General features: G+C 65.8%; 20 protein-coding genes and 1 pseudogene. 3 read left to right on the top strand and 18 right to left on the bottom strand.

Features of this window, described 5'->3' with window-relative positions:
• Window positions 1-11: 11 nt before the first annotated feature.
• From frr to rplM, 6 genes are all read right to left on the bottom strand, one after another.
• A complete protein-coding gene (frr, locus tag WG208_RS06435) occupies window positions 12-566 on the bottom strand; it encodes a ribosome recycling factor (RefSeq protein ID WP_337170514.1) in 555 nt (184 codons plus the stop codon).
• A 7-nt stretch (window positions 567-573) separates the two neighbouring features.
• Window positions 574-1,302 carry a UMP kinase gene (pyrH, locus tag WG208_RS06430; protein WP_337170513.1) on the bottom strand — a complete coding sequence of 243 codons (729 nt, stop codon included), beginning with the start codon at window positions 1,300-1,302 and terminating at the stop codon, window positions 574-576.
• A 5-nt stretch (window positions 1,303-1,307) separates the two neighbouring features.
• Window positions 1,308-2,195, bottom strand: a complete 888-nt coding sequence (gene tsf / locus WG208_RS06425; RefSeq protein ID WP_337170512.1) for a translation elongation factor Ts — start codon at window positions 2,193-2,195, stop codon at window positions 1,308-1,310.
• Between the two features lie 188 nt (window positions 2,196-2,383).
• Window positions 2,384-3,331, bottom strand: coding sequence for a 30S ribosomal protein S2 (rpsB, locus tag WG208_RS06420; protein ID WP_337170511.1), 948 nt, complete (start codon window positions 3,329-3,331; stop codon window positions 2,384-2,386).
• Window positions 3,332-3,477: 146 nt separating this feature from the next.
• Complete coding sequence (rpsI, locus tag WG208_RS06415) at window positions 3,478-3,867, bottom strand: 30S ribosomal protein S9 (protein ID WP_337170510.1); 390 nt, start codon at window positions 3,865-3,867, stop codon at window positions 3,478-3,480.
• The gene (gene rplM, locus WG208_RS06410; RefSeq protein WP_337170509.1) at window positions 3,867-4,316 is read right to left on the bottom strand and encodes a 50S ribosomal protein L13; all 450 of its coding nucleotides are present in this window, start codon (window positions 4,314-4,316) and stop codon (window positions 3,867-3,869) included. Before rplM ends, rpsI begins: the two co-directional genes overlap by 1 nt.
• 407 nt (window positions 4,317-4,723) lie before the next feature.
• On the opposite strand from rplM, the pseudogene mscL reads away from it, so the two are divergent.
• Window positions 4,724-5,047, top strand: a pseudogene (mscL, locus tag WG208_RS06405) (large conductance mechanosensitive channel protein MscL); the annotation flags it as partial.
• Between the two features lie 45 nt (window positions 5,048-5,092).
• On the opposite strand, the gene WG208_RS06400 reads toward mscL, so the two are convergent.
• The 9 genes from WG208_RS06400 to WG208_RS06360 form a co-directional block, all read right to left on the bottom strand.
• Window positions 5,093-6,592: a hypothetical protein gene (locus WG208_RS06400; RefSeq protein ID WP_337170507.1), complete on the bottom strand. Its 1,500-nt coding sequence runs from the start codon at window positions 6,590-6,592 to the stop codon at window positions 5,093-5,095.
• 119 nt (window positions 6,593-6,711) lie between these two features.
• Window positions 6,712-7,620: a hypothetical protein gene (locus WG208_RS06395; RefSeq protein ID WP_337170506.1), complete on the bottom strand. Its 909-nt coding sequence runs from the start codon at window positions 7,618-7,620 to the stop codon at window positions 6,712-6,714.
• 8 nt (window positions 7,621-7,628) lie between these two features.
• Complete coding sequence (locus WG208_RS06390; protein ID WP_337170505.1) at window positions 7,629-8,402, bottom strand: hypothetical protein; 774 nt, start codon at window positions 8,400-8,402, stop codon at window positions 7,629-7,631.
• Window positions 8,403-8,682: 280 nt separating this feature from the next.
• Window positions 8,683-9,345 carry a hypothetical protein gene (locus tag WG208_RS06385; RefSeq protein ID WP_337170504.1) on the bottom strand — a complete coding sequence of 221 codons (663 nt, stop codon included), beginning with the start codon at window positions 9,343-9,345 and terminating at the stop codon, window positions 8,683-8,685.
• A 90-nt stretch (window positions 9,346-9,435) separates the two neighbouring features.
• On the bottom strand, window positions 9,436-9,948 hold the full coding sequence (locus WG208_RS06380; RefSeq protein ID WP_337170503.1) for a biotin/lipoyl-containing protein: 513 nt from the start codon (window positions 9,946-9,948) through the stop codon (window positions 9,436-9,438).
• A complete protein-coding gene (rlmD, locus tag WG208_RS06375) occupies window positions 9,945-11,291 on the bottom strand; it encodes a 23S rRNA (uracil(1939)-C(5))-methyltransferase RlmD (RefSeq protein ID WP_337170502.1) in 1,347 nt (448 codons plus the stop codon). Before rlmD ends, WG208_RS06380 begins: the two co-directional genes overlap by 4 nt.
• 89 nt (window positions 11,292-11,380) lie before the next feature.
• Window positions 11,381-12,931, bottom strand: coding sequence for an acetyl-CoA carboxylase biotin carboxylase subunit (gene accC / locus WG208_RS06370; protein WP_337170501.1), 1,551 nt, complete (start codon window positions 12,929-12,931; stop codon window positions 11,381-11,383).
• 8 nt (window positions 12,932-12,939) lie between these two features.
• A complete protein-coding gene (locus tag WG208_RS06365) occupies window positions 12,940-14,478 on the bottom strand; it encodes an acyl-CoA carboxylase subunit beta (RefSeq protein ID WP_345786968.1) in 1,539 nt (512 codons plus the stop codon).
• Between the two features lie 130 nt (window positions 14,479-14,608).
• Window positions 14,609-15,013 carry a TonB family protein gene (locus tag WG208_RS06360; RefSeq protein ID WP_337170499.1) on the bottom strand — a complete coding sequence of 135 codons (405 nt, stop codon included), beginning with the start codon at window positions 15,011-15,013 and terminating at the stop codon, window positions 14,609-14,611.
• A gap of 308 nt (window positions 15,014-15,321) precedes the next feature.
• On the opposite strand from WG208_RS06360, the gene WG208_RS06355 reads away from it, so the two are divergent.
• Both WG208_RS06355 and WG208_RS06350 read left to right on the top strand, forming a co-directional pair.
• Window positions 15,322-15,846, top strand: a complete 525-nt coding sequence (locus tag WG208_RS06355) for a hypothetical protein (protein WP_337170498.1) — start codon at window positions 15,322-15,324, stop codon at window positions 15,844-15,846.
• Window positions 15,847-16,212: 366 nt separating this feature from the next.
• Window positions 16,213-16,944, top strand: a complete 732-nt coding sequence (locus tag WG208_RS06350; RefSeq protein WP_337170497.1) for a PEP-CTERM sorting domain-containing protein — start codon at window positions 16,213-16,215, stop codon at window positions 16,942-16,944.
• Window positions 16,945-17,122: 178 nt separating this feature from the next.
• Here the strand turns inward: WG208_RS06350 and WG208_RS06345 are convergent, their stop codons facing one another.
• The 3 genes from WG208_RS06345 to WG208_RS06335 form a co-directional block, all read right to left on the bottom strand.
• A complete protein-coding gene (locus WG208_RS06345; RefSeq protein WP_337170496.1) occupies window positions 17,123-18,919 on the bottom strand; it encodes a 30S ribosomal protein S1 in 1,797 nt (598 codons plus the stop codon).
• Between the two features lie 498 nt (window positions 18,920-19,417).
• Entirely contained in the window at window positions 19,418-21,454 is a 2,037-nt protein-coding gene (gene aroA, locus WG208_RS06340; RefSeq protein WP_337170495.1) for a 3-phosphoshikimate 1-carboxyvinyltransferase, read from the bottom strand.
• Window positions 21,442-22,293, bottom strand: coding sequence for a 2,3,4,5-tetrahydropyridine-2,6-dicarboxylate N-succinyltransferase (locus tag WG208_RS06335; protein ID WP_337170494.1), 852 nt, complete (start codon window positions 22,291-22,293; stop codon window positions 21,442-21,444). The genes aroA and WG208_RS06335 overlap by 13 nt, the downstream gene beginning before the upstream one ends.
• Window positions 22,294-22,328: the final 35 nt, after the last annotated feature.

The following is a 22,328-nucleotide window of genomic DNA, read 5'->3' as shown; positions in this document are numbered from 1 at the left end:
GCAAGGCGGACTCAGACTTCCATCAATTCGGCTTCCTTCGCCTTCACCAAGGCGTCGATCTTGCCGATGAACTCGTCGTGCACCTTCTGCAGTTCCTTCTCCGCGTGCTTCTTCTCGTCTTCGGAGACGCCGTCGAGCTTCTTCACCTTGTCGCGTGCATCCGTACGGGCATGACGCACCGCGATGCGCCCGTCCTCGGCGAGCTTGTGCAGCACCTTCACGAGTTCCTTGCGACGCTGTTCGTTCATGCTGGGCAGCGGCACGCGGATGACCCCGCCCTGATGGGCCGGATCGAGGCCGAGTTCCGATTCCCGGATGGCCTTCTCGATGACCTTGGCCTGCCCCTTGTCGAAGGGCGTGACCAGGAGGATGCGCGGTTCGGGTGCCGCGATCGACGCCACCTGGTTCAACGGCAGCATCGAGCCATAGGCTTCGACCTTGATGGTGTCGAGCATGTTCGGCGACGCCTTCCCGGTGCGCACGCCGGAGAACTCCCGCTTCGAGTTCTCGATGGCCTTGTCCATGCCGGATTTGGCGTCCTTGATGATCTGCGCAGTAGTGCTCATGGCGTATTCAGGAAACCAGGGTCCCGACCCGCTCACCGCGTACGGCTCGGGCGATGGCATCGGGGCGGTGGAGGTTGAGCACGATCAGCGGCAACTGATTCTCCTTGCAGAGCGTGATGGCCGTCTGGTCCATCACACGCAGCTCTTCGAGCATCACGTCACGATAGCTGATCGTCTCGTAGAACGTCGCGTTGGGGTCTTTCTTGGGGTCGGCCGAATACACACCGTCGACGCTGGTTGCCTTGATGATGACATCGGCCTTCATCTGGATGGCGCGCAGCACCGCCGCGGTATCGGTGGAAAAATACGGATTGCCCGTGCCGGCGGCAAAGATCACCGTACGCCCCTTCTCGAAGTGGCGCAGCGCCCGACGCCGGATGTACGGTTCCGCCAATTCTTCCATGCGGATGGCCGTCATGACCCGGGTGTCGAGCCCCTTCTTCTCGAGCACATCCTGCAGCGCCATCGCGTTGATGACGGTGCCGAGCATGCCCATGTAGTCGGCGCCCACGCGGTCCATACCCATCTGGGAGAGCTGGGTGCCACGGACGATGTTGCCACCGCCGATGACGAGGCCGAGCTGGACGCCCATGCGGGCCACTTCGACGATCTGATCGGCGAAAAATCCGATGCGATCGAAATCGAAACCGACCCCACGATCTCCGGCGAGGGCTTCGCCGGAGATCTTGAGGAGAATGCGCGAGAAACGCAGCGACGTGGTCGCGTCGGCGTTCATCGCGCTCACTCGGCGCCGAGCTGCAGACGCGCGAAACGGTCGACGGTGATCGTGCCACCCGCCTTCTTCGCGTAGTCGGCCACGAGCTGCGCGATGGTCACGGCCGGGTCACGCACCCAGGGCTGCGGCAGCAGCGTCACGTCCTTGAGGAACGCTTCCACCTTGCCGGTGGCGATCTTCTCGATCATCGCGTCGGGCTTGCCGGCCTGGCGGGCCTGCTCTTCCGCGATGCGGCGTTCGCTTTCGAGCTTCTCGTTGGGCACACCCGTGCGATCGACGGCCATGGGCGCCGAGGCGGCCACGTGTTCGGCGATGTACTTCACGAGTTCGCGCGTGGCTTCGTGCGCGGCCACTTCCGGCGAGGACGCCGTGATCTGCACCAGCGTGGCGAGCTTGCCGTTGTGGTGGCGGTACATGCCCACCTGGCCGCTCTCGCCGGCGTCGAAGCGCGCGGTGCGCTTGGCGTTGACCGCTTCACCGGTGAGCGCCGAGGCGCCCTTCACGAAGTCGGCCACGGTTTCGGCCGGATTGGACGCCAGCGGTTCGGCCAGCATCGCTTCGATGTCGGCCGCGGGCGACTGCACCCGATGCGCCACGAGGGTGGCGACGATCTTGCCGAAGTCTTCGTTGCGGGCCACGAAGTCGGTTTCGCAGGCGACTTCGAGGATGGCGCCCGACGTGCCGTTGTTGAACACCTCTCCCCCGACGATGCCTTCGCTCGTGGAGCGGTCGGCGCGCTTCTCGGCCTTCGCGATGCCCTTCTTGCGGAGGTATTCGACCGCAGCGTCCATGTCGCCGTTGGTCTCTTCGAGGGCCTTCTTGCAGTCCATCATGCCGGCGCCGGTGCGCTGGCGCAGTTCAGCGACGGCCTTGGCCGTGATCGGGGTGCTCATCGTGGAGTCCTGTTGAAGCGGGTCTATTGAAAATGAACGATCTGCGTTGTCCGGGCGATCTCCGGGACCGGTTCACGGGTCCCGGTACACGAACGCCGCCGGTATGAGACCGGCGGCGTCGTACTCCTGCATCCTGAGGTGCGTCCTCGGAGGACACACCCTGGGAATGAACGACGTGGCCGTCTGCGTTATTCCGCGCTCGGGGTGGACGCGCCATCTTCGGCGGCCGGGCTTTCGGAGCCAGGCTTGAGACGGGCGGCAATCGCTTCGGGCTTCGCGCGACGGCGACGCGGACGACGACCGCCACGGCCGCCTTCATCGTTGCCACCACCACGGTTGTCCCCGCCACGGTTGTCGCCACCGCGGCCACGATCACCACGACCGGCGGGCTCGGTGCCCCGGTCGCTGCTGAACGTGTAGCTCTCCTGCTCTTCCTCGACCGGGCGCACGGGCGCTTCGCGACGCGCTTCGTCGATCGTGTCGGCGACCACGCGGGTGATCAGCTCGACCGAACGGATCGCGTCGTCGTTGCCGGCGATGGGCACGGTGATGAGGTCGGGATCGGCGTTCGTGTCGACGATGGCGACGATCGGCACACCGAGCTTGTTGGCCTCGGAGACGGCGATGCGCTCCTTCTTGGAGTCGATGACGAACAACAGGCCCGGCAGGCGGTGCATCGTCTTGATGCCCGCCAGATACTTGGACAGCTTCTCGCGCTGACGCGACATGAGAAGCTGTTCCTTCTTCGTGTAGTTCTGCAGGCTGCCGTCTTCAGTGCCGGCCTCGAGCTCCTTGAGCTTCTTGACCTGCTTCTTGACCGTCTGGTAGTTGGTCAGCATGCCGCCGAGCCAGCGCTCGGTGACGAACATGGCATTGCAGCGCACGGCTTCATCGCGCACGATGGCCGCGAGCTGGCGCTTGGTGCAGACGAACAGGACGTTCTCGCCACGCAGGACGACCTCACGGACGAGCTTCTGCGCCAGTTCGATCTGGCGGAGCGTCTTCTGGAGGTCGATGATGTGGATGCCATTGCGCTCGGCAAAGATGAACCGGCGCATCTTGGGGTTCCAGCGACGGGTCTGATGCCCGAAGTGGACGCCTGCGGCGAGCAGTTGCTCGAGGGACGGAGTCGACATGATACGGATACGGGAGGTTTGGAATCGTCCGTGATCGTCATGGTCGGTGGCGACCATCCCAGAGGGACTGGCACCCGCCACCGACTCGGACCACGTGTGAGATATGCTGGAGGGGCGGCCGACGCCGGAGCGTCGGCCATCCGGACTCAGCGCTTCGAGAACTGGAAGCGCTTGCGGGCGCCAGCGCGGCCCGGCTTCTTGCGCTCGACCTCACGCGCGTCACGCGTAAGCAGGCCGAATTCGCGCAGCTTCTTCTTGTTGGTCTCGTCGACCTTGACCAGCGCGCGCGCCACGGCGAGCCGCACCGCGCCCGCCTGGCCCGACACGCCGCCGCCATCGATGGTGGCCTTCACGTCGAAGCGACCGAGGGTATCGGTCAGCGTGAACGGCTGCTGGATGGCCGACACGAGCGTCGGACGCGGGAAATAATCACCGAGCGTGCGGCCGTTGACCGACCACTTGCCCGAGCCCGGCGTGAGGTAAAGACGGCACACCGCTTCCTTGCGACGGCCGACCGCCTGAATCTGGTCCGACATTACTTGGCCTCGGCAGAGGAGAAGGTGAGCGTGGCCGGGTTCTGGGCCACATGCGGATGCTCGGCACCCGCGAAGACGCGCAGCTTGCGACGGAGCACCTGGCGGCCGAGCGCCGTCTTCGGCAGCATGCCGTAGACCGCCTTCTCGATGATCCGCTCCGGGTGCTTGGCCAACACGGAGGCAAAGGGCGTGTGCTTCTCATGGCCCATGTAGCCGGTGTGGCTGAAGTATGTCTTCTGTTCCGCCTTGCGTCCGGTCACCTGGACCTTCGACGCATTGATCACGATGACGAAGTCACCCGTGTCCATGTGCGGCGTGTACATGGGCTTGTGCTTGCCGCGGATGATCTTCGCCACTTCCGACGCGAGCCGGCCCAGGACCATTCCTTCCGCGTCGACGATGTACCACCGACGGTCGATATCCTTCGGGGTCGCGCTGTAGGTCTTCATGCTAACGTGATCCGTGCGTGGTAACCCGCGGAGACGCGGGCTGCGCGCTTGCGAGGTACGTGTGTGATGGGATGTAGAAAAACGCCTGAAAGAAACGCCTGACCGAGCGCGTAACGAAACAACGGAACTGCGACAGAACCGCCAATACCTGCGGATTCCCGCGGAAAACGGGACAGACTCGTAGCTTACTCAGACCTGAAGTAGCTGTCAATACAAGGGTTGGGTCGCGCGGGCTGCCAATGGCGGAACCCAGGAGAACCCGGACGGAAACCCGGATGCCGAATCCCATCCCACCGTGGAATTTCCAGCCCCACACCTTCCGCCACCCCACCCTTCGACCCTAATACTTAGCTCCCAAACCTTTCGGGCGTCTTTCCCCTATCCGCCGGAGTGCACAAACGATGTCGATGATGTCGGAGTTCAAAGAATTTGCCATGAAGGGCAGCGTCCTCGATCTGGCGGTCGGTGTCGTCATCGGTGGCGCCTTCCAGAAGATCGTCGACAGCATGGTCAATGATATCATCATGCCGGTGGTCGGCGCCCTGACCGGCGGGATCGATTTCACCAACCGGTTCGTGACCCTGTCCGGTGGGCCGTTCACCACACTGGAAGAGGCCAAGAAGGCCGGCGTGGCGACCATTGCCTACGGTCAGTTCATCAATCAGATCCTGACGTTCCTCATCGTGGCGTTCACCCTGTTCATTGTCATCAAGGGCGTGAACCGCATGCGCCGGAACGCACCGCCGGCGGCGTAACACCACCGCCCACGCCGACCTTCACCGGGCTTCGTGCCGGGCGTCCGAACCGGACACCCGGCCCAGCCCGGGCAGCGCGGAATACCACCGCGTCAGAACCGGGCGCCGCGCCACACTCTGCAACTGCCAGGCGCGGGCCCGACGGTGATCGCCAGCCCGCAGATACAGGCCGACGAGTTGCACCTCGGGCGGTGAAAAAATGTCCTCCACCGTGGCGGCCGCCCCTTCCACCAGCCGGGTCTCCAGAGCCTGTATGCGCTCGACCAGCAATGTCCGGAGCTGCGTGCCGTAGGCCTCCACCCCGCCGGCGAGGAAGGCGGCCTGCAACGGTTCGGCCCCCACCATCACGGGGGGACGCAGGCGCTCCTGCAGCGCCTCGTCGATCCGCCCATTTTCCTCCAGGAACGACACCAGCCGCTCGCGTGCCGCCAGGTGCCGGCCGTTGATCGCCAGCGTCGCCCGCAACGCCGCTTCCCCACCAACGGCGTCGCCCACCGCGAGTCGCGCCGCGCCAAGAGAACTGAGAATGTAGGCAATATCGGGTTCCAGGCGGGCAGCCTCCTCCATCTGGGCCAGTGCGTCCTCCTTCCGGCCGCTCATCCCGAGCCAGACGCCATAAAACCGTCGGGCTTCGGCATACTCGGGCTCATTGCGGACGGCGCAGGCGAACTCGACACCGGCCCGGTCCCAGTCGTCGTCGAGATACATGGCTTTCACGGCAAAGTGCACGTGCGGCGCCGCCAGGGAAGGCTCGAGCGCCAACGCCTGCTCACTGTAGCGGATGGCTTGCGCGAAGGTCTCATGAAACGCCGCATACGCTCCGCGACGTGCCGTGACGGCGTAGTAGTTGGCCAGCCCGGCATAGGCCGCGGCGCACGCCGGATCGAGGGACAGCGCCCGTTCGAAACAGGCACGGCTCTGTCGCAACTCCTCGGGGACGTTTCCCGGTGCGCTGCGCAGAAACAGATGATGTCCCCGTACGCAGAGCACCCAGGCGTCCTGCGCGTGCGGTGATCGTGGTGCCATCGGTCCAAAAGCACGTCCAGCCAGGGACACCTCCGGTCGCTGCGGAACGGTACGGCCGTCTTCCGCACGGGCTCTGGCCAGCAGTGCCCGCAGGCGATCGCGTTCGGCCGAGAGCCACTCCTCGAAGAGCGCCGCGCCCTGCACGTACAGCCCGTCGAACGGCACGGCCGTGCGCATCTCTTCCGTGGCGATGGTGCCTTCGCGCTCCAGGGCGTGCGCATCGCAGGCGAGGCGGGCCGGATCGACCCCGAGCAACCCCTCCCCAACCGTCACGATGACGTCGGGCCCCAGGGCCTGGCGGAGCGTATAGAGGGCGTTGCGCAGCGCCCGGCGGCCACGGACCGCATCGCGCTCGGGCCACAGCCTCGCGATCAGCGCGTCGCGCGATTGCAATCCGCGGGGACGGGCCAGGGCCAGGAAGCAGAGCACGGCCAGCGGCACAGCCTGCGTGACGAGCGTGGTGGGGCCACGCACGTCCGGACTGCGAACCGTCACCGGTCCGAGTACCTGCAGGTGGATCCGATCCCCGTGGATGGCGCCCTCTCCGGAAATGACTGACGCGGCAAGTATGCTGTCTTCCCGGCGCGAATGCATCCCGCCGACGCTTCATGGGTTCAGTTGCAGGTCCACCCGGCGTTGGGGCGTGGGCCCGGCAGCGCGGGACGGTGCTCCATGCGCTCGACCGGCCCCGTGGCCGTCAGGAACGAACGGCCCCCCTGCGCATCGATCACCAGCAACAGGACCGTCGCCCGTTCCGCCGGGAACGGAATGCCATTCAGCGATGCCAACAGGATGTCGTTGGCCCACGGGTAAGGATCGAAGCCGATCAGTTGCGACTGCTCGCCGGATCGATAGTCCACCGTGTTGCCGCCGCACCACCCCGTGGTGTGTTCCCCGATATCGATCCGCATCCCGCGGACGCTCGCGTTTGCCGCGCCCGTGACCTCGCGCAGTTCGACCAGCGGCGCGTACATCAGGTAGGGACAGTTCCAGGCACATGCCTCCCGATATTCGACCACACGGAACGATGTGATGGTCAGAGGCCCTCCGCCTGCATTGACTGGCAGGCTTTCGAACTGCGCGGAGGTGGTGAGTCCACCGATCGATACCCGCACCACCGACGGCCCCACCCGTTTGGCGCGGAGCACCCACCGGGATTGCGCGTAGGTGACGCCGTTGGAGGTCATGGGGAAGGTGCCGATGGAATCCACGACGAGCACCGATGTGTCGATTTCCACGGTCGCGTCGCGGTTGCCGAGGAGCGCGCCGGCACCATCGCGCACGAACACGTCGAGCCGCACGCGTTCGCCAACCGGCAGCAGCGGAGCCGAAAGGATGGCATCGAGCCGGGCGGGTTTTGTTTCGACCGCCGCGGGTCTGGTGGCCTGCGGAAGGGGGCCGGTGACGGCTGCCGGTGTACTGCGGCCGTCGCAGCCTGCGGCGATGGCGCAGGCGCATGTGACAGCGAGCGCTCCGCGAAAGGCGGCGCGGCCGCGGGCGTTGGAAAGGCGCGTGAAGGACATGAGCAGTTTCACCGTCCGCAGGTGTCGCCAGCGAACCAGAACGGCGCCCGTGGCGGGGGGAGTACCGGCTTTGCCGACAACACCTCGATGTGTGTCGACGCGGTCAATGCCGTGAGGGTTCCCGCGCGATCCTGCACCACCACCAGGGCGCTGGCATCGTCACGGGCCTTGTCGGCGGTGCTGAAGAACAGCACCGGATCGTCGCGATAGGGATCACGGTCGTTCACGCCGAACAGATACGCCTGTTCTCCCGGCGCATAGGGGACGCCCTCGGCATACGGAACTCCCAGGGCGGGGGGAGGCAGCGTGATCAGACACCAGCCGGTCGACTGGCCTCCGATATCGAAACGGATGCCGAGTACGCGTGCGGAATCCGCGGTGACGTCGTGCAATTCGAGCAGGGGGGCATCCCGCACACGGTCACGGTCCACCGGATACCGAACGACCCGGAACGACGCCACCTTCAGCGGACTGGAGGCCGTATCGGTCGAGAACACATCGAGGTCGAGCACCCCCTGGAAACGTGTGCCCTGGGAGACGTGGATGGTGCTGCGTCCGGATCTTCGGCCCCGCAGGATCCAGTGCCATTGTTTTTCCCGGCTGGGCTGGCCATTCCCCGCGATGTTGTCCACGGTGATGTGGTCCACCACCAGCGCCGTGGTATCCAGATCGACCACGGCGGACGCGTTGTCGATGATCGTGCCCGTGGAGTCGGTCAGGGTCACACTCAACAGCGTCTGCCCGCCAACCGGAATCAGCTCGTGCTGAAGGGAGATGCGCATCGTCCCCTGCCCGGCGCTGGCTTGTGGCGTCGGCGAGGCGGGGACCTGCGGCGGCGGGCTGTCGACGGCGGTTGGGGTGCGGGCGCTCTCACAACCCCCGACGAACAGGAGGCCGGCGATCAGGAGTGGCGTGTGGTTCGTCGTGCGCCACCCCATGAGGCGTATCGATGAGCAGTATGCGCGCATGTCCGGCAGGATGTGGGCGGCTCGTCTGCGTGATGTCTTGCGTGCGTTCGCAGGGCCTTCGCAGGGCCTTCGCAGGGTGTTCGTCCTACATGCGTCAATGGGCGCAGGTCCACACAGGTGCCTCTGACGGATCGGGCAGTGCGGGCGGTGGCGTGGTGGACTGCACGGTCGTGGTGGCGGTCAGCAGCGAGCGGGTGCCGTCGCCGGCAGACACCAGCAGGGAGACCCGTGCCAGCCCGGAAATCGGCCGCGCTTTCGGCGCCTGGAACATGAGGTCACCGATCGACGGGTAGGGCTCGAAGCCGATCAGGTGCGAGCGCTCGCCGCTTCGATACGGCACATTTCCACTGCACCACCATGTGGTCCGCTCTCCCACATCGATGCTCACCCCGAGGACCCTGGCGGAGTCCGCTCCCGACGCGGCCTGCAGCTCGACCAGCGGCGCATAGAGCAGGTAGGGGCAGTCCGCGCGGCACGGCATCGCGTATTCGACGACGCGGAAGGACGCGATGACCAGCGGGCCGTCGAAGGGATTGACCGGCAGGCTTCTGAGACGTGCCGGGATCGAGGTCGTATCACGGCCCTGCGGTGCCTGCGCCGTGGTTCCCGTGGTCTGGGAGGGTTCGACTGCGGTAGGGGTTCCCCAGCCATCACAGCCGGACGCGACCGCGGTCATGAGCATCACGGCCAGGAGGCGACGCATCGTGACATGCTGCGCGATACGCCGGCAGATATCGGAGAAAAGAGAGGAGGCCATGCATGCAACATGCGGCCTCCCCGTCTTCCACCTGTCTTGTCGTTTCCGCCGATCGTTTCGGCGGGATCGCCCCGGAGGCCGGGCGCCGGACTATGCGTGGAGCGCTTCCATCTCCAGCAGCACGGCGCCCTTGTCGACGGCCATGCCCTGCTCCGCCCTGATGGCGGTGACCCGGCCGGGCGCCGTGGCCCGGAGTTCGTTCTCCATCTTCATGGCTTCGACCACCACGAGCGGCTGTCCGGTCGAGACCTCGTCTCCCACAGCCACGGCGATGCGCACGACGAGGCCCGGCATGGGTGCCTTCAGTGGCGCCGGCCCACTGGCCGCAGCCGATGCCGCCGTCAGATCACGGATGGCCCGCAGTCGTTCATCCAGCGCCTCGGCCTCGACGCGTGCGCCGTCCACATCGAGGGTCCAGCGTCCGCGCGCATCGCCGCGGCGCGCCGTCACCCGATGCACCTGCTCGCCAAGCCGCACGAGCCGCACCGGCGTGCCCACGATGGGCGTGAGCGCGACGTCCACGCGCTCTCCGTTCACGACCGCATGCGCTCCGTCGAGCTCCACGGTGATCCGTTCGCCGTTCACATCCACGATGTACTTCACGCGGCCTCCCCCTCCCGTCCTTCGGATCGCTGCAGCACACACACGGTCTCCACGTGCGCGGTCTGCGGAAACATGTCGAAACACTGCACCGAGACGATGTCCCACGACGGCAGGCGCGAGAGATCGCGCGCCAGGGTCGCCGGATCACAACTCACATACACGACACCACGCGCTTCCCGCATCACGGCATCCTCGAGCCACGCCGTCACCCGGGCGTCCACACCACGCCGTGGCGGGTTGAGCACGACGACATCAGGCGTATGAGCGGCCGCGGTGAGCTGCGGCAACGCCTGCTCCATCAGGTCGCACACGACGCGCGCACGACGCGCCACATCGGCGCCGGCAGCCTGCAGCCGTTCCGTGGCATGGCGTGCTCCCACCGTGTCGGCTTCCACCGCCACGACGTCGCGTCCTTCGCGGGCCAGCTGCTCGGTGAGCAATCCGGTACCGGCATATCCATCCACCACGCGACGCGGATCGAACTGCATCACGGCGGCAAACACATGCGCCCGCAGTGCATCGGCCACACGCGCATTCACCTGCGCAAACGCCAGAGCTTCACTGGCGTCGGGGAGCGACTCGGCAGCGACTGGATCAGCGACGGTGTTGTCTGCCTGCCCTTCCCGGCGCCCATCCTCACGCTCCCACCACACACCACGTACCTGCGGCGCGAGTTCGTGCAGGCGCGCCGTCCACGCCTCGCGTGCGGGCCAGACGGCGCCTCCCTGCACGACGATCACGATGTGCCGGGGCGCGTCGGGTGTGGCCGCGGTCTCCTCTTCGAGGCGCAGACTCATACGGAGCGCATCACCATCCGGCAGTGGCAAACGGCGATCGGTGATCAGCGAACGTACCGTATGCCATGTCTCGACCAGCAGCGGATGCGCGATCTCGCAGGTTTCCAGTGCAAACACCCGCTGCGCGTCGTCGTGCGGATGCAGGCCGCCGATCCATCCGGATCCCTTCCGCCGGAGCGCGAGCGTCAGCCGTCCGCGATAGTGCCACTCGAGATCGGCGGTGATGGGCGGCAGGGCGATCTCCCGCCGTCCCACGCGGCGCAGGGTGTCCTGCACGATCTGTTGGCGGGCCCGTCGCTGCGTCGCGGTATCGAGGTGCTGCAACTGACAGCCCCCGCATCGATCCGTGTCGTAGTGATGGCACCGCGGCGCCACGCGCTGGGGCGACGCCTCCAGCAACTGCAACATCCGTCCGCGTCCGTGTCGCGCATGCACGGCATACGCCACCTGCGCCACGTCGCCCGGCGCCGTCCGCGGCACGAATACCGCCATGCCGTCCACGCGTCCCACGCCATCACCACCGGCGGCAATTCCGTCGATGGTCATGACGGCCGACCGCTCGGGGCGGGCGGATGCCTCGCGCCGTCCCCGGTGATGGGCCTTGCGCGCAGCGCCGTGCGAACGACGTCTCACCGTCACCGCAATCCTTCGCGTCGGGCGAGCGCGGCCCAGCCGCCCGGTGTCGACGAGGCGGACGCAGAGTCCGTGCTGCTGCCGGTGCCGTTGTTGCTGCTCGACACAGCGCCGGACCCGACCCGACCCGCGGTGCGCTCTTCATGCGCCACCAGCGCGGCGGCGATGGCCGCCAGTCGCAGCGTGTCCGGATCGGTGTTCGGTCCCGTGAGGGTCGAAAGCCGCTGCTCCAGCCACTGGATGCTGATGTCGCCGCGCTGGAACTCGGGATCGTCCATCACACGCAGATGGAAACCGCGCGACGATTCGATGCCGTCGATCGTGAGCTCGTGCAGGGCGCGTCGCATGCGCGCGATCGCCAGCGCGCGCGTGGGCGCATGCACGATGAGCTTGGCCAGCATGGGATCGTAATGCAGTCCCACTTCACTGCCCGCTTCGATGCCGCCGTCCCATCGCACCCCCGGACCGCTGGGCAGGTGCAGATAGTCGATGCGACCCGTGCTGGGCAGGAACCCGTTCGTCGGATCTTCACTCGTGATGCGGCATTCGATGGCCCAGCCGCGCGGCGTGAAATCTTTCTGCGCGAACGGCAGCGCTTCGCCGGCCGCGATACGGATCTGCCACTGCACCAGATCGAGTCCCATCACGAGTTCCGTGACCGGATGCTCCACCTGGATGCGTGTATTCATCTCGAGGAAGTAGTAGTTGCCGTCCTTGTCGAGCAGGAACTCGCAGGTGCCGGCATTCACATACCCCGCCGCTTTTGCCGCCGCCACGGCCGTGGCGCCCATGCGGGCGCGCAGTTCCGGTGTGACCGCCACGCTCGGCGCTTCCTCGATCATCTTCTGATGCCGGCGCTGCACGGAGCATTCGCGTTCACCGAGATGCATGACATTGCCGTGCGTGTCGGCGAGCACCTGGATCTCCACATGGCGCGGGCCTTCGATGTACTTCTCGAGGTACACCGCATCGTCGCCGAACGCGTTCCTGGCTTCACGACGCGCGGAGGCCAGCGCATCGGCCACCTCCTCGCGGACGCGCACCACGCGCATGCCCTTGCCACCACCACCCGCCGCGGCCTTGAGCAGCACGGGAAACCCGTAGGTCTCGGCAATGGCGATGGCTTCGTCGGCGTCCTTCACCCCTTCGGTGTTGCCCGGCACCACCGGCACGCCGGCCGAGATGGCCAACTGGCGGGCGGCCGTCTTGGAGCCCATCGCTTCGATGGCTTCGGCCGGCGGACCGATGAACACGAGACCCGCCTCACGTACGGCACGCGCGAACCAGGCGCGCTCGGAGAGGAAGCCGTACCCGGGGTGAATGGCCTGCGCGCCCGTGCGGAGCGCGACTTCGATGAGGCGTTCACCGACCAGGTACGACTGACTCGAGGGCGGCGGTCCGACGAGCACCGCTTCGTCGGCTTCGCGCACATGGGGCGCCTGCGCGTCCGCTTCGGAGTAGACGGCCACGGTCTTCACGCCCAGTTCCTGACAGGCGCGGATGACACGCAGCGCGATTTCGCCGCGATTCGCGACGAGCACCTTGTTGAACATGCCGGGCCTCAGAGCGGAAGATTGCCGTGCTTCTTCGCGGGATTGCGATCGCGCTTGCCCCGCAGCGATTCCAGCGCCTCGATGAGACGCGGACGCGTGTCCCGCGGATCGATCACATCGTCGACATACCCACGGGCCGCGGCGATGTACGGGTTGGCGAACTTCTCGGTGTACTCGCTCACCTTCGCATCCAGTGCCGCCTGCGGATCGGCCGCCTCGGCGATCTCCTTGCGATACAGAATCTCCACCGCGCCCTTGGGGCCCATCACCGCGATTTCGGCCGTGGGCCAGGCCACGTTGAAATCGCCGCGGATGTGCTTGGAGCTCATGACGTCGTACGCGCCGCCATACGCCTTGCGCGTGATGACCGTGAGCTTGGGCACCGTGGCTTCGCAGTACGCGAACAACAGCTTCGCGCCGTGCTTGATGATGCCGTTGTGTTCCTGCGCCACACCGGGCAGGAATCCCGGCACGTCTTCGAAAGTCACGAGCGGAATATTGAAGCAGTCGCAGAACCGGACGAAACGCGCCGCCTTCATGGACGCGTTGATGTCGAGCACGCCCGCGAGCACCGCGGGCTGATTGGCCACGATGCCGACACTCTGTCCGCCGAGATGCGCGAAACCGATGAGGATGTTCGCGGCGTAGTCGGGCTGCACTTCGTAGAACGTGCCGTCGTCGACGATGCGGGTGATGACTTCACGCATGTCGTACGGCTTGTTCGGATTGTCGGGCACGACCGTGAGCAGCGACTCCTCGCGGCGGTCGCGCGGATCGCGCGCGCTGCCCCGTGGCGGGTCATCGACATTGTTGCTGGGCACATACCGGAACAGGTCACGGATGTGCTGCAGACAGGCGAGTTCGGAGTCGCAGGCGAAGTGCGCCACGCCGCTGGTGCCGGCGTGTGTATCGGCGCCGCCGAGCTGCTCCATCGTCACATCTTCGTGTGTGACGGTCTTCACGACGTTGGGGCCGGTGACGAACATGTAGCTCGTGCCGCGCACCATGTAGATGAAGTCGGTGATGGCGGGCGAATACACGGCGCCGCCGGCGCAGGGACCGAGGATGGCGGAGATCTGCGGGATCACCCCGGACGCCAGCGTGTTGCGCAGGAAGATGTCGGCGTAGCCACCGAGCGAGACCACGCCTTCCTGGATGCGCGCGCCGCCCGAGTCGTTCAGACCGATGACCGGCGCGCCGTTGCGCAGCGCCAGGTCCATGACCTTGCAGATCTTCGCGGCGTGGGCCTCGGACAGCGAGCCGCCGAACACGGTGAAGTCCTGCGAGAAGACGTACACCAGTCGTCCCTCGATGCGTCCGTGCCCGGTGACGACGCCGTCGCCGTAGATGGGCGCTTCGCCCTCGGCGAGCGAGCGGGAGGTGACGAACCGGTCCATCTCGACGAACGAACCTTCATCGAGCAGGACATCGAGGCGTTCGCGGGCGGAGAGTTTGCCCTTGGCGTGCTGCGCCGCGATGCGGGCGGCTCCGCCGCCCTGTTCCGAAGCCTCACGAGCGACGGCCAGTCGCTCGAGCTTGTCGCGCATGGAAGTCTGGGATGACTGGGTCATGGCGCGGGAAGCTAGCAAGGGAACGGCGAAAAACGAGGAGCCGGCCCAAGTTGGACCGGCTCCGGGTGCCCGACCGTTATTCAGCCGGGACCATAGGCGCAGAGACTCAGTTGGCCTTGTAGATGATGGGCAGTACGACCTTCGTCTTGACCGCCGAACCGTTCACCTTGCCGGGGTTGAAATCGAGCTTGGCCGCCACCTTCTTGGCCGCTTCGCCGAGCGCCGTCTGCGTGGCATCGACCACCTCGACCGTCGACGGATCGACCTTACCCTTGGCATCCACGACGAACTGGAGTTCGACCATGCCCCCCACGCCGCGGCTCTTGAGGTCGGCGGGATAGGATTCCTGGATGAGACGCGCCGCATTGGTGGACGAGGCGAGCTTGGGCGGATTGGTCACTTCCGAGATCGGATAGACCTTATCGTCCTGGGCGGCGGCGGTGCCAGCAAGTGGACCGGCGAGAAGCAGGACGGCAACGGCGGGGAACAGCGCAAGACGGAACGTCGACATAGAGATTCGATCCTCGAGATCGCAACGGTACGGAGCAGTCGGGTCAACCCGCCGGTCCTTCATCGAAGCGGCGGTATTGCCGGACGATCTGCTGAGGAGATCTGCCGGCACGTTTGGCTCTATCGGCCGATGTCACGGGGAGCTAAAGTGTTTCTCACGTTAGCGTTCACATTCGTCACGCAGCCGGCACGCCCCAGGGAAGTTCGGCACAGTCTGTTTCGGCCGAGGCCGTTGGAACGTCCTTTGCATTGCTGCGGCGCGAGGTCCCGAAAGGCCGGGCTTTTTCTTCTCTTGAGCACCACTCAACCATGTCCGTGATTCCAGATCTTCACGACGACCCCTCCCTGCGCCGCGTGCTGATGACGGCGGCTTTCCTCCTGATCCTCGTGCCTGCCCTGCAGCTGGGCATCGAGATCTGGCCTTTGCAGCTCAGCAACATCCAGTGGCGGTTCCGGGTGGCCAATGCGCTCTCGACTGGCATGCTGATGCCGTCGTTCCTGGGCCTCACGCTGCTGCTGACGTTGGGCCGGCGCCTCGAGAGTGTCGCTCTCCAGCGCACCGTCGCCGCGCTGGCAACCCTGTTCGTCGTCGGGTTGGGCGCGTCGTTGATCCTGTTCGTGCTGGATGCCCTTCAGCTCAAGGCCATCGTGAGCACGCAGATGGAGAACGCCTTCCGCAACACGGCCATGCGCGTGGGCAGTGTGAGCAGTGTGTTCTTCCTTGCCTACGGGTTGTTGGCATGGGCAGGCTTCCGGAGCCCCAAGGCGGCTGCGAAGAAGGCGGATCGCAAGGGTGGCGAGGAACGGGTGGGTCTGCTGATCGGCCAGGAATAACCCCCGAACGACGCTCTTCCTCGGCAACACGCCTGTCGCATCTCGACACCTCCGCACACGATCATCGTGGCGGAGGTGTTTGGTTTTCCGCCGGGGAGGGTCGACGGGCCGGGCATGGACTACGGTGATCCGGCGTGGTGTGCATGCGACACACTTCCGGCAATGTGTGGCATTCGCTCAGCAATTCGGCGAGTGTTCATTACTCACCCTTCCCGAACGAATGTGATGCTCGTGATGCCTTCCCGAATGGGAGGTCTGACGGGGTCGGGCCGGTGTTTCCGAGCCGAGGGAGCAGTGACTACAGGCACATTTTGTGCCGTATGTCACGAAGCTGGTGTTCAGCATCAATCCTCCCTCATCCTCCACATGTCCCGTTCCATTCTGAAGGCGGTTTTGGTGGCCGGTTCGCTCGCATTCGCGGCAACGGCCAATGCTCAGACCTATGTGTCCGACGCGGGCACGCCGAGCTATGTCCCGGGCCCGGTGGTCGACTATATGCGAGTCGATCAGTTGACCGGTGTGACGCTCACCGCGTACTGGGGAAACACCTCGAGCGGCCCGCTGACATTCGGTCAGCAGGGTGGCAACTGGGGCTTCTTCGGCAGCAACCTGTCGTTTTTCACCAACAGCGGAAGCAGTGACACGTTTTTCACCGCGTGGTCGCTGGACAACCTCACCAGTGGTTTGACCCGGCTGGTGTTCGAAGCGGCGAACACGAACACCGCATTCGATCGCGCCTGGGGTTTCCTGGGGTTGGCCGAGGGCACGCCGGGCTCCAACATCGGCAACGACATGGATGTCTTTCGTTGCACGCTCCTCGTCTGCTTCGACCGCTGGAACACGGTGGTCACGTACCGCAACGAGATCGGTGTCACGCCCAACGCGCCGGTCGGCGATCTGTTTTCGCAGATGGACGTGGCGTTCGGCAAGGCCGTCGGTACCGGTCGTGGCATCGAAGCCAACTTCACCTTCGACACCGACTGGGTGAACAAGTCCAGCTCCGGCGTGGTGACCCCGGAACCGTCGACCTATGCGTTGATGGCGGCCGGCCTGGTTGGCCTCTTCGGCGTGGCGCGTCGCCGTCGGCAGAACGGCTGATCCGATTGGGCGGCATGAAGCACGAAGGCCCCATCAGACGATGGGGCCTTTTTCGTGAGCAGGATCCGAAGGTATTCCAAAGAGAAAGCCCCCGCGGCAATCCTGCCGCGGGGGCTTCTTTCATCCGGCCGCAGAGACTGTCGCACCATCACGGTGCGACAGTCGGTGCAGCGAACGCTCAGAGACCGAGTTCGTCTTCCGAGCTGTGCACCTTGCTCGGGGTGTCCGGCTTGGGCGGCTGCTCTTCCGGGATCGACGTCACGGCGAGCACGATGCGGCGGTGGATGGGATCCACCTCCAGCACGCGCATCACGAAGTTCATGCCTTCGTACGTGAAGTCGGCCGGGTTCGTGACCGTGCCTTCCGGGTTGAGCTGGCTGACCGGAACGAAGCCTTCGATGTCGTTGCCGAGATCGACGACCACGCCCTTGTCCATCAGGCGCACGACCTTGCCCGGGAGCTCGGTGCCCACCGGATAGGTCTCACCGATGCGAAGCCACGGATCTTCCTCGGCCTGCTTGAGGCCAAGCGAGATGCGCTTGTTTTCGCTGTCGATGTTGAGGATGACCACGTCCACCGCGTCGCCCTTCTTCACGACTTCCGACGGATGCTGGACCCGCTTGGTCCAGGACATGTCGGAGATGTGAATGAGGCCGTCGATGCCCGGTTCGATCTCGACGAACGCGCCGAACGACGTGAGGTTGCGGACCTTGCCGTTGATGCGCGTGCCGACCGGGTACTTGAGCGGCAGGATGACCCACGGATCCTGCTCGGTCTGCTTCATGCCCAGCGAGATCTTCTCTTCGGTCTCGTCGACCTTGAGCACCACCGCTTCGATCGCTTCGCCGATGCTGACGATCTTGGACGGATGACGGACGTTGCGCGTCCAGCTCATCTCGGAGATGTGCACGAGGCCTTCGATGCCCGGCTCGAGCTCGATGAACGCGCCGTAGTTCGTGATGGAAACGACCTTGCCCGAGACACGCGTGCCCACGGGGTACTTGGCCGCCACATCCTTCCACGGATAGCTCTGGAGCTGCTTGAGGCCGAGCGAGATGCGCTCGCGCTCCCAATCGATGTCGAGGACCTTGATCTCGAGCTCCATGCCGATCTGGACCATCTCGCTCGGATGCGAGATGCGGCCCCACGACATGTCGGTGATGTGGAGCAGGCCGTCGACGCCACCGAGATCGATGAATGCACCGAAGTCGGTGATATTCTTGACGACGCCCTTCCGCACCTGGTCCTTCGCGAGCTCCTTCATGAGCTTCTCGCGCTTGCCGGCGCGTTCGGTCTCGAGGATCACGCGACGCGACACGACGATGTTGCGGCGACGCTTGTTGAGCTTGATGATCTTGAACTCGTACTTCTGGCCGAGCAACTCGTCGATGTTCGGGACGCGACGGAGCGCGATCTGCGAACCCGGGAGGAACGCGTCGACGCCCATGAGGTCGACGACCACACCACCCTTGATCTTCTTGACGAGCGTGCCTTCCACCGGCTGATCGCTTTCGTAGGCCACCCGGATGCGTTCCCACACCCGCATGAAGTCGGCCTTCTTCTTGGAGAGGACGACCGAGCCTTCCTGATCTTCCAGGTGCTCGAGCAGGACTTCGACTTCATCGCCCGCCTTGAGGTCGGGCATGTCCTTGAACTCTTCGAGCGGGATCGTGCCTTCGGACTTGAAGCCGATATCGAGCACGACGAGATTCTCGCGAATCTCGAGCACGCGCGACTTGACGATCTCGCCTTCTTCGATCGACGCCAGCGTGCCGTTGTACAGCTCCATCATCCGCTCGTACTCGTCGGACGAGAATTCGTCCTCCTCGTAGAGCTCGGGGCGACGGTTGGCGAGCGGACGCAGCTGGCTCTTCTGCAGATCGCGCTTCTCGCGGGCGGTCAGCTTGCCATACGCGGGGACGTCGACCAGATCAGCGAATTCAGTGTTGAGCTCGGGGCCCAGTTCGGTACTCATAGGTGTGGGATCTCTCCAGATTCGCGGACCTGCACTCGCCGCGCCGAGACAGAGGGATGGGGGGCGCCGTGCGAGGCACGGAACCATGGGAACCCAATAACATAACGGCACAGAAGCAAGGGTTCAACCGGGGAGGGCGCTTGGCGCCTGGGGCTGGCTTCAGACGGTCAGAGGTCTGAGATCAGAAATCAGCGAGTCAGAACTGAGACGGAGATAGGGAGCAGGAGGAAGGGGTCAGATGTCAGAGGTCCGAGCACTGCGTCCGCGGGTGGGGTGCTGACGCGAGAGAGCCGCGTGTTGTGGGGCGCTTCGCGCCCCGGGGGCCCGGCGGGCGCTCGGCGGCACGCCCGTGGCGCGCACGATCCCCTCGACCGCCAGTGCTCACACTTCTGACCTCGTTGTTGTCTGATCTCTCATCATTCTATCTCCGTCTCAGTTCTGACCTACTGATCTCTGACCTCTGACCCCGTCTGAAGATCTGAGACCAGAGTCCAGAGATCAGTCGCCAGTCTCTCCTCGGGCCATCCGCTCCCGCGTGGCTCTGGCCAGCGCGACGATCCGCTCCACCTGCTCGGCCTGCGTCACCGTCGTCGTGTCGATCGTGATCGCGTCCCGCGCGGGCACGCTCTGGGTGGCGTCCCGGGCGTCCCGGGCGACCAGTTCCTCGGTTTCGATGGCAATCTCGGCGTCCGAGGGCCGGCGGCCGAGCCGCTGCACGAGGCGCCGGCGGGCCCGTTCCCAGGAATCGGCGATGAGGAAGATCTTGAGCTGCGCGGCCGGGAACACCGTCGTGCCGATGTCACGTCCATCGACCACCACGTCCACTGCCGCACCCGCGCTTCGGACCATGCCGTTCACCCATTCGCGCACCGGCGGCATCTGCGCCACGCGGGACACCTGCCCGGTGACCGGCGCGTCGCGCAGGGCGGCGTCCTGCTCCGCCCCGTCGATGAGCGGCAGGACGGATCGCTCGGTGAGCCGCCAGCCGATGCGGGGGGCCTCGCCCAACAGCCCCTCGGCGGTCCACTGCGCCGGCTCCACACCCGTGGCCAGCGCGAGATACGTGATGGCCCGGTAGAACGCGCCCGAATCGACGTGCCGCACACCCAGCTCCTGCGCCACCCACTGGGCCGTCGAGCTCTTGCCGGAGGCCGCGGGCCCGTCGATGGCAATGATCAGCGGAGCCCCGCCGATCGGCACCGGCAACGCTTCCGCAGCCGCATTCTCCCGGTCCACTGCCCCACCCGTGGCCCGCGCCAGATCGTCCCAGAACGTGGGGTACGACACATCCACGCAGGCGGGATCATCGATGGTGATCTGGTTGCCCGGCAGGGCGCTCAGAATGCCGAACGCCATCGCCAGCCGATGGTCACCGTGCGTGACCACATGCCCGCGCAGAGGCACTTCACTGCCCACGATGCGCATACCGTCAGGCAGTTCCTCGGCGGTCGCTCCCAGTGCGCGGAGATTCTCCACCACCGCCCGGATACGGTCGCTCTCCTTCACCCGCAACTCGGCCGCATCGGTGATGCGTGTCTCCCCCCGGGCGCGTGAGGCGAGACAGGCGAGCATGGGGAGTTCGTCGATGCAGCGCGGAATGTCGGCACCGCCGATGTGCGTGCCGACGAGCGTCGCCGGTTGTACGACGAGCGTGCCGATATGCTCCCCGCCCACCACCCGTTCGTCGCTCACCACGAGTGAGACGCCCATGCGCTGCAGGGCGTCGAAGGCGCCGGTGCGGGTGGGGTTGAGACAGACATTCTCGAGACGCAGTTCGCCGCTGTCGGCCAGAGCCGCAAGTGCGGCGAAGAACGTGGCCGACGAAGGATCGGACGGTACGACCACATCGACGGCACTGACACGTTGATGGGCCGGAAGACGAACGCCGGTGTCCGATGTTTCCAGGGCCACGCCGCGGGCCAGCAACATGCGTTCGCTGTGATCGCGCGACCGATACGGCTCGTCGATCGTGACCTCGACACCGGAGGCCAGGCCGGCGAGCAGCAACGCGCCCTTCACCTGCGCGCTGGCATGGGTGTTCGCATAGTGCGTCGCCACCAACTGTGCCCCATGCACCCGCATCGGCAACCCATCGTGGCCGGGCGCGCCCTCGAATTCGATGCGGGCTCCCATGGCGCCCAGGGGCGTGGCCACCCGCCGCATAGGTCGACGGCTGAGACTCGCGTCGCCCTCGAAACGCGCCGTCCGCCCGGGCAACCCGGCCACCAGCCCGCACAACAGGCGTGTCGTGGTGCCGCTGTTGCCGCAGTCGAGCGGCGCGGCCGGTGAAGTGAGGGCATCGATACCGCGCCCGCGCACGACAAAATCCGCGCTCAACGCGGGGATCTCCACGCCCATGGCACGCAGGGCCCGCGCGGTGGCGTGCACATCGGCCGACATCAGAATGTCGCGGATACGCGTCTCGCCGTCGGCCAGCGCTGCAAAGATGAGCGCCCGGTGACTGATGGACTTGTCACCGGGAGCTCTGATGGTTCCCGCCACATGCAGCGCGTCGGGGCGGCTCAACGCAGCCACGCCTCCAGCGCGGTGGAGGCATCGGTGCGATCGTCGCGGTACTTCACGATGACGGGCGTCTGCAACGACAGGCCCTGCGCTTCACCGAACGCCGACGTCACGCGGCGTGCCCCCGGCACCACCACGGCGCCCTCGGGAATGACGAGCGGCTGATCGGCCGTGGCACGATGCACGGTCTCTTTCACGAGGTCGTACACTGGGGTTCCGCGCGTGAGTATCACGCCGGCCGCAAGCACGGCCTTGCTGCGCACGACCGTGCCTTCGTACACACCGCAATTTCCGCCGACCACCACATCGTCTTCGATGACGACGGGCGAGGCGTTGATGGGCTCGAGCACACCGCCGATCTGCGCGGCGGCACTCAGATGCACCCGCTCTCCGATCTGCGCGCAACTTCCCACGAGCGCATGTGAATCGATCATGGTGCCCCGCCCCACATGCGCGCCGACGTTCACGTACATGGGCGGCATGCACACCACACCGGGCGCCAGATACGCCCCACGACGCACGGTGGAACCACCGGGCACGATGCGCACCTGATTCTCGACGCGGAATTCGCGTGCGGGAAACGTGTGCTTGTCGAAGAAGTTGAACGCGCCGGCGCCGCCCATTTCCACGACCCGGCCCAGACGGAATCCCAGCAGGATGGCCCGCTTCACCCAGGGGACGGCGTGCCACGTGCCGTCCGCATCACGCTGCGCTGCACGCACATCGCCACGTTCCAGATGGGCCATCGTGGAATCGAAGAGGTGCTGGGCATCGTGGACGAGGGGCGCGCCGCCGTCGAGCAACAGCGGATCGTTGCAGCGCGCTTCGAGTTCGGCAATGGAGAGAGCCATGATCAGCAGATGGAGACGGTCTGAAGATACCGACA

The sequence above is a fragment of the Gemmatimonas aurantiaca genome, from assembly GCF_037190085.1.
Lineage (GTDB): Bacteria > Gemmatimonadota > Gemmatimonadetes > Gemmatimonadales > Gemmatimonadaceae > Gemmatimonas > Gemmatimonas aurantiaca_A.
This window is presented reverse-complemented; position numbering and strand designations above follow the sequence as displayed.

What these genes read in the sequence shown, in the direction of transcription:
- frr (WP_337170514.1), bottom strand. Translation starts at nt 566, where the DNA reads ATGAGCACTACTGCGCAGATCATCAAGGACGCCAAATCCGGCATGGAC.
- pyrH (WP_337170513.1), bottom strand. Translation starts at nt 1,302, where the DNA reads ATGAACGCCGACGCGACCACGTCGCTGCGTTTCTCGCGCATTCTCCTC.
- tsf (WP_337170512.1), bottom strand. Translation starts at nt 2,195, where the DNA reads ATGAGCACCCCGATCACGGCCAAGGCCGTCGCTGAACTGCGCCAGCGC.
- rpsB (WP_337170511.1), bottom strand. Translation starts at nt 3,331, where the DNA reads ATGTCGACTCCGTCCCTCGAGCAACTGCTCGCCGCAGGCGTCCACTTC.
- rpsI (WP_337170510.1), bottom strand. Translation starts at nt 3,867, where the DNA reads ATGTCGGACCAGATTCAGGCGGTCGGCCGTCGCAAGGAAGCGGTGTGC.
- rplM (WP_337170509.1), bottom strand. Translation starts at nt 4,316, where the DNA reads ATGAAGACCTACAGCGCGACCCCGAAGGATATCGACCGTCGGTGGTAC.
- WG208_RS06395 (WP_337170506.1), bottom strand. Translation starts at nt 7,620, where the DNA reads ATGTCCTTCACGCGCCTTTCCAACGCCCGCGGCCGCGCCGCCTTTCGC.
- WG208_RS06390 (WP_337170505.1), bottom strand. Translation starts at nt 8,402, where the DNA reads ATGCGCATCTCCCTTCAGCACGAGCTGATTCCGGTTGGCGGGCAGACG.
- WG208_RS06385 (WP_337170504.1), bottom strand. Translation starts at nt 9,345, where the DNA reads ATGGCCTCCTCTCTTTTCTCCGATATCTGCCGGCGTATCGCGCAGCAT.
- rlmD (WP_337170502.1), bottom strand. Translation starts at nt 11,291, where the DNA reads ATGACCATCGACGGAATTGCCGCCGGTGGTGATGGCGTGGGACGCGTG.
- accC (WP_337170501.1), bottom strand. Translation starts at nt 12,931, where the DNA reads ATGTTCAACAAGGTGCTCGTCGCGAATCGCGGCGAAATCGCGCTGCGT.
- WG208_RS06365 (WP_345786968.1), bottom strand. Translation starts at nt 14,478, where the DNA reads ATGCGCGACAAGCTCGAGCGACTGGCCGTCGCTCGTGAGGCTTCGGAA.
- WG208_RS06360 (WP_337170499.1), bottom strand. Translation starts at nt 15,013, where the DNA reads ATGTCGACGTTCCGTCTTGCGCTGTTCCCCGCCGTTGCCGTCCTGCTT.
- WG208_RS06355 (WP_337170498.1), top strand. Translation starts at nt 15,322, where the DNA reads ATGTCCGTGATTCCAGATCTTCACGACGACCCCTCCCTGCGCCGCGTG.
- WG208_RS06350 (WP_337170497.1), top strand. Translation starts at nt 16,213, where the DNA reads ATGTCCCGTTCCATTCTGAAGGCGGTTTTGGTGGCCGGTTCGCTCGCA.
- WG208_RS06345 (WP_337170496.1), bottom strand. Translation starts at nt 18,919, where the DNA reads ATGAGTACCGAACTGGGCCCCGAGCTCAACACTGAATTCGCTGATCTG.
- WG208_RS06335 (WP_337170494.1), bottom strand. Translation starts at nt 22,293, where the DNA reads ATGGCTCTCTCCATTGCCGAACTCGAAGCGCGCTGCAACGATCCGCTG.